This is a genomic window from Pantoea sp. VS1 (assembly GCF_002207995.1).
Taxonomy (GTDB): domain Bacteria; phylum Pseudomonadota; class Gammaproteobacteria; order Enterobacterales; family Enterobacteriaceae; genus Pantoea; species Pantoea dispersa.
In genome coordinates, this window is sequence record NZ_NHZE01000005.1 from 338,146 (window position 1) to 345,199 (window position 7,054).

A 7,054-nucleotide genomic window follows, 5' to 3' on the forward strand; every position below is an offset into this window, starting at 1 on the left:
GTTTTTTCATGTCGGGTGGCTTTTTTTGACCATTTGGTCAAAAATTTACGCAGTCAGCCGGTGTTTTGCCATTAATTGCGTCAGGCAACCGATTATTTATCGGAGATCTCTCACTATTTTGTCGCCTTGCTTCACTTTTAACATTCAGTAGCCCGAAATATACAAAAAAATAACCACTCAGGGTAGACAATCACCAGGTCGATCATTAGAATGCGCGCAATTTGCCAAAAATCGAGCGGTCAGGCGGTTTTTGCATTGATTCAGCGCATCATTTTGAATTAATATGCAGATATTGTGACTGTTTATTCCCTGGAGGATGTTTTGATTAAGTCAGCGCTCTTGGTTCTGGAAGACGGAACCCAATTCCACGGTCGGGCCATCGGGGCAACGGGATCGGCAGTGGGGGAGGTCGTTTTCAATACGTCAATGACCGGTTATCAAGAAATCCTCACTGATCCTTCCTATTCCCGCCAGATCGTCACCCTCACTTATCCTCATATCGGCAACGTTGGTGCCAATGCCGCCGATGAAGAATCCAGTCAAATCCATGCTCAGGGCCTCGTCATCCGCGATCTGCCGCTGATTACCAGCAACTTCCGCAGCGAAGAGAGCCTGTCAGCCTATCTGCAGCGCAACAATATTGTCGGTATCGCCGATATCGATACGCGCAAACTGACGCGCCTGCTGCGTGAGAAAGGGGCGCTGAACGGCTGCATCATCGCCGGCGACAGTCCGGATGCGGCGCTGGCGCTGCAGAAAGCCCAGGCGTTCCCGGGCCTGAAAGGCATGGACCTGGCGAAAGAAGTGACCACGGCGGAAACCTACGCGTGGCAGCAGGGGAGCTGGGCGCTGAAAGGCGGCCTGCCCGAGCAGCAAAGCGCTGACGCGCTGCCGTTCCACGTGGTGGCTTATGACTACGGCGCCAAGCGCAACATTCTGCGCATGCTGGTGGATCGCGGCTGTCGCCTGACGGTTGTCCCGGCGCAAACGCCGGCTGATGAGGTGCTGGCGCTGAATCCGGACGGGATTTTCCTGTCAAATGGCCCTGGCGACCCGGAGCCGTGCGACTACGCCATCAGCGCGATTCAGGCTTTCCTGAAAACCGACATTCCGGTGTTTGGTATCTGTCTTGGCCATCAGCTGCTGGCACTGGCCAGCGGTGCGAAAACCGTGAAGATGAAGCTTGGCCATCACGGTGGCAACCATCCGGTGAAAGACCTCGATAACAACACCGTGATGATCACCGCGCAGAACCACGGTTTTGCCGTCGATGAAACCAACCTGCCGGCTAACCTGCGCGTGACCCATGTTTCCCTGTTTGACCAGACCGTACAGGGCATTCACCGTACCGACAAACCGGCGTTCAGCTTCCAGGGACATCCGGAAGCCAGCCCAGGTCCGCACGATGCGGCGCCGCTGTTCGATCACTTTATCGAACTGATCGAAGCTTACCGTTCTAACGCGAAGTAATCAGGAGCCCACGATGCCAAAACGTACTGACATAAAATCTATCCTGATCCTTGGCGCTGGCCCGATTGTGATTGGCCAGGCATGTGAATTCGACTATTCAGGTGCGCAGGCGTGTAAAGCGCTGCGTGAAGAGGGTTACCGCGTCATTCTGGTGAACTCTAACCCGGCCACCATCATGACCGACCCGGAAATGGCGGATGCGACTTACATCGAGCCTATCCACTGGGAAGTGGTGCGTAAAATCATTGAAAAAGAGCGCCCGGATGCGGTGCTGCCGACCATGGGTGGCCAGACCGCGCTGAACTGTGCGCTGGAGCTGGAGCGTCAGGGAGTGCTGGCCGAGTTTGGCGTGACCATGATTGGTGCCACCGCCGATGCGATTGATAAAGCCGAAGACCGTCGCCGCTTCGACGTGGCGATGAAGAGCATCGGCCTGGATACCGCACGTTCCGGTATCGCGCACACCATGGAAGAAGCGCTGGCAGTAGCGGAAGAGGTCGGTTTCCCGTGCATCATTCGTCCGTCGTTTACCATGGGCGGCACCGGTGGCGGTATCGCTTACAACCGCGAAGAGTTTGAAGAGATTTGCGAGCGCGGCCTCGATCTGTCGCCAACCAATGAGCTGCTGATTGATGAGTCGCTGATTGGCTGGAAAGAGTACGAGATGGAAGTGGTGCGTGATAAAAACGACAACTGCATCATCGTCTGCTCGATCGAAAACTTTGACGCGATGGGGATTCACACCGGTGACTCCATCACCGTGGCGCCTGCCCAAACGCTGACCGATAAAGAGTATCAAATCATGCGTAACGCCTCGCTGGCGGTACTGCGTGAAATCGGTGTCGAAACCGGCGGTTCCAACGTCCAGTTCTCGGTGAACCCGAAAGATGGTCGCCTGATCGTCATTGAGATGAACCCGCGCGTGTCGCGCTCCTCAGCGCTGGCCTCGAAAGCGACCGGCTTCCCGATTGCCAAAGTCGCGGCCAAGCTGGCGGTGGGCTTTACCCTCGATGAACTGATGAACGACATCACCGGTGGCCGTACGCCGGCCTCGTTCGAGCCGTCCATCGACTACGTCGTCACCAAGATTCCCCGCTTCAACTTCGAGAAGTTTGCCGGTGCCAATGACCGTCTGACCACGCAGATGAAATCAGTCGGTGAAGTGATGGCGATTGGCCGCACGTTCCAGGAGTCGATGCAGAAAGCGCTGCGCGGTCTGGAAGTGGGCGCCAGCGGCTTCGACCCGAAAGTGGATCTGGATGATGGCGAAGCCCTGACCCGTATCCGCCGCGAGCTGAAAGATGCCGGTTCTGACCGCATCTGGTATATCGCTGATGCGTTCCGTGCCGGCATGTCGGTCGACGGCGTGTTTAACCTGACCAACGTTGACCGCTGGTTCCTGGTGCAGATTGAAGAGCTGGTGCGCCTGGAAGAGCAGGTGGCGCGCGAAGGGGTCAACTCGCTGAGCGCGGATTTCCTGCGTACGCTGAAGCGTAAAGGCTTTGCCGATGTGCGTCTGGCAACGCTGGCAGGCGTGGCGGAGAGTGAAATCCGCAAGCTGCGTCATCAGTTCAACCTGCATCCGGTTTACAAGCGCGTGGATACCTGTGCGGCAGAGTTCGCCACGGACACCGCTTACATGTACTCCACCTATGAAGAAGAGTGCGAAGCCAATCCTAATCAGGATCGCGACAAAATCATGATTCTGGGCGGCGGGCCAAACCGTATCGGTCAGGGTATTGAGTTCGATTACTGCTGCGTGCATGCGGCGCTGGCGCTGCGTGAAGACGGTTACGAAACCATTATGGTCAACTGTAACCCGGAAACCGTGTCAACCGATTACGACACCTCAGACCGTCTCTACTTCGAGCCGGTAACGCTGGAAGACGTGCTGGAGATCGTGCGCATCGAGCAGCCAAAAGGCGTTATCGTGCAGTACGGTGGCCAGACGCCGCTGAAGCTGGCGCGCGCGCTGGAAGCGGCTGGCGTGCCGGTGATTGGTACCAGCCCGGATGCCATTGACCGCGCGGAAGACCGTGAGCGTTTCCAGCAGGCGGTGGATCGCCTGAAGCTGAAACAGCCAGCTAACGCCACGGTGGCGACGCTGGAACAGGCGGTAGAAAAAGCCGCAGGGATTGGCTATCCGCTGGTGGTGCGTCCTTCCTACGTGCTGGGCGGCCGGGCGATGGAAATCGTCTATGACGAAGTGGATCTTAAGCGCTACTTCCAGACTGCGGTGTCCGTGTCCAACGATGCGCCAGTGCTGCTGGATCGCTTCCTCGATGACGCGGTGGAAGTGGACGTCGATGCGATTTGCGACGGCGAACGTGTGCTGATTGGCGGCATCATGGAACACATTGAGCAGGCGGGCGTGCACTCTGGTGACTCGGCCTGTTCGCTGCCGGCGTACACCCTGAGCACTGAGATTCAGAACGTGATGCGTCAGCAGGTGGAAAAGCTGGCGTTCGAACTCAACGTACGTGGCCTGATGAACGTGCAGTTTGCGGTCAAGGACAACGAAGTTTACCTGATTGAGGTGAACCCACGTGCCGCGCGTACCGTGCCGTTTGTCTCCAAAGCCACCGGCGTGCCGCTGGCGAAAGTGGCTGCGCGCGTGATGGCTGGCAAAACCCTGGCTGAACAGGGCGTGACCGAAGAGGTGATTCCGCCGTACTACTCGGTGAAAGAAGTGGTGCTGCCGTTCAACAAATTCCCGGGCGTGGACCCGATTCTTGGTCCGGAAATGCGTTCGACCGGTGAAGTGATGGGCGTGGGCCGCACCTTCGCGGAAGCATTCAGCAAAGCTATGCTCGGCGCGCAGAGCAATATGAAGAAGCAGGGGCGTGCGCTGCTGTCGGTGCGTGAAGGCGACAAGAAACGTATCGTTGACCTGGCCGCGAAGCTGCAGAAGTTTGGCTTCGAGCTGGATGCGACGCACGGTACCGCCGTAGTGCTGGGTGAAGCCGGCATCAATCCGCGCCTGGTGAACAAGGTGCACGAAGGACGTCCGCACATTCAGGATCGCCTGAAGAACGGTGAGTACACCTACATCGTCAACACCACCGCAGGACGCCAGGCGATTGAGGATTCGAAACTGATTCGCCGCAGCGCGCTGCAGTACAAAGTGCATTACGACACCACGCTGAACGGTGGTTTTGCTACCGCGATGGCGCTGAATGCGGATCCGACCGAAAAAGTGATTTCGGTGCAGGAAATGCACGCGCAGATCAAAGGCTAAACCGCCTGCTCTGTGACTAAACGGCCCCGCGCGGGCCGTTTTTTTTGGCCTGTTTTGCCTGTGCTGCATAAGGTTATACGTTACAAATCTATTGATTTGACATAATTTTTATCAGTTGATGCGAAACCAGTTACATTCAGGCGTATCCGCACAAAATTATAAATACCTCTCCGCTAAGCGCACCGTACTATTCCGCTGCTCAATCATAGAGCGCTCACCTTAACGGGATATAAAAATGAAAATGCGTGCTTTCACTCTCAGCGCAGTGGCTGCGTTACTTGTTGCTGCACCCCTCGCCAGTCAGGCGGAAATCACCCTGCTGAAGCAGGATCCGCAGGCCGGCGATCCGCTTAGCCGTCTTGATTTCAAAGTGGGCGGCAGTATTCGTCCGCAGTATCTGCATCAGAACGGGGTTAACGATAAATCGTATAAGCGTAACGGCTACGACGGCGGTTCACGTTTCCGCTTCAGCGCCAACTACTACCTGTTTGACGATGTCAGCTGGGTGGGTTACTACGAGCTGGGCGTTAACTTCCCGGCGTGGTGGGGCTGGGATAACCACTATGCGGATGGCGCCCATAACACCACGCGTCGCCAGCTGTATACCGGTTTCAAAAGCGCATCGCTGGGCGAGCTCTATTTTGGCCAGCAGAACAGCGTTTATTACGATGTCGTCGGCGCTAAAACCGATATCTGGGACTACGATATGCTGGCCCAGGCACCGGGTAACGGCATCAACGGTGACTACGACGGATCTTACCGCTCGCGCAAGATGCTGAAGTATAAAAACACCTTCGGCGATGCGGATGTCTATGCGGCTTATCTGTTTGAAGATAACGACTATCTGCCGGGCAACGGCCTGCGCTACAAGCGCAAGGGCGGCGGTTCGCTGGGCGTGAACTATCACATCACCAAAGATCTGGCGTGGGGCACCGCGTGGAACTACACCCGTGCGGATATCCGCAATCCGGGCAATGGCGACAGCAAGCGTTACGACCAGAATATCTACGGCACCGCGCTGAGCTGGACGCCGGACAACTGGACGCTGTCCGCCGGTGCGGGCTGGTATGAGAACTTCTCGCCAACCAAACGCAACACCGTCAACAACTACTTCGCGGATGATGCGTGGGGCGTTGAATACTTCGCCGGTTATAAATTCCCGATCGGGCAGTATGCGGTGAAGAGCATCCAGCCGTACTTCATGGGCGATCGCCTGGAGTTCGTCAACGGACGTAACTACAAGCGTATCGATAACGGCGTGGGCGTCAGCGCGCAGCTCGACTACGGTTTCCGCGTCGACTACGAATATGTGATCACCTCCAGTACCGATAAATCACTGGGCAACGTTAATCTGGTGCGCCTGCGCTACGATTTCTGATGCGTAAATCAACGGCTCCTGCGGGAGCCGTTTTTTTTGGGGCGGGCACAGTGCGCTTTTCTTTACACAGCGCGCGGGCAGCGTGGAGCATCACCCTGAGTTGTAGCGCCTTCACCGCGAATTCTGGCGGCTCTTTCCGCTAACTGCCGCAAAGTCGGAGTAAAACTCTGTCGGTCAGACAAAACGCCGAGCCAAGCGGGCTTTACGTAAATAGCACGGTCGTCCTATCGACGAAAGTTTCACCTTTACGTATCATTGCGCCAATTTTTTTCCTGTAGGTCTTTTAACATGATTAGTTTGATCGCGGCACTGGCAGCAGATCGTATTATTGGCATGGAAAACGCCATGCCATGGCACCTGCCTGCCGACCTCGCGTGGTTCAAGCGCAACACGCTGAACAAACCGGTGATTATGGGCCGCCTGACCTTTGAATCGATTGGTCGCCCGTTACCGGGACGCCTGAATATTGTGGTCAGCAGCCAGCCCGGCAACCATGACGGCGTGACCTGGGTGACGTCGCCGGAAGAGGCAATTGCCGCAGCGGGTGAGGCAGAAGAGATCATGGTGATTGGCGGTGGCCGGATTTATGCGCAGATGCTGGCGCGCGCCGATCGTCTCTATCTGACGCATATCGATGCGGAAGTGGAAGGCGACACCCAGTTCCCGGATTACGAGCCGGACGAGTGGCAGTCGACGTTCAGTGAGTTCCACGATGCCGATGCGCAGAATTCGCACAGTTACTGCTTTGAGATTCTGGATCGCCGCCGTTGAGAGTGGCCTGCTGCGCATGAATGCGCAGCCTGTAAAGGCAGGGATCAATCGCTGTTTATACATTCCAGGTGCGCATAAAGGTACAAACCGAGCACATGGGTAACACTTTAGACCGGGCACATGGGTAACAGTTATAAACGGCATAGCAGAGGAGACTCACTATGCCCTGGACTGAGACTGTTACCATGCAACGCCCT

At 56.4% G+C, this 7,054-nt stretch carries 4 protein-coding genes; all 4 read left to right on the forward strand.

Features of this window, described 5'->3' with window-relative positions; all coding sequences use genetic code 11:
• The first annotated feature begins 321 nt into the window (after nucleotides 1-321).
• The 4 genes from carA (at nucleotide 322) to folA (ending at nucleotide 6,857) form a co-directional block, all read left to right on the forward strand.
• The gene (gene carA / locus CBW22_RS03950; RefSeq protein WP_031279710.1) at nucleotides 322-1,470 is read left to right on the forward strand and encodes a glutamine-hydrolyzing carbamoyl-phosphate synthase small subunit; all 1,149 of its coding nucleotides are present in this window, start codon (nucleotides 322-324) and stop codon (nucleotides 1,468-1,470) included.
• A gap of 13 nt (nucleotides 1,471-1,483) precedes the next feature.
• Nucleotides 1,484-4,708, forward strand: a complete 3,225-nt coding sequence (gene carB, locus CBW22_RS03955) for a carbamoyl-phosphate synthase large subunit (protein WP_088516072.1) — start codon at nucleotides 1,484-1,486, stop codon at nucleotides 4,706-4,708.
• 235 nt (nucleotides 4,709-4,943) lie between these two features.
• On the forward strand, nucleotides 4,944-6,086 hold the full coding sequence (locus tag CBW22_RS03960) for a porin (RefSeq protein ID WP_088516073.1): 1,143 nt from the start codon (nucleotides 4,944-4,946) through the stop codon (nucleotides 6,084-6,086).
• Between the two features lie 288 nt (nucleotides 6,087-6,374).
• Nucleotides 6,375-6,857, forward strand: coding sequence for a type 3 dihydrofolate reductase (folA, locus tag CBW22_RS03965; protein WP_031279709.1), 483 nt, complete (start codon nucleotides 6,375-6,377; stop codon nucleotides 6,855-6,857).
• The last annotated feature ends 197 nt before the right edge of the window (nucleotides 6,858-7,054 follow it).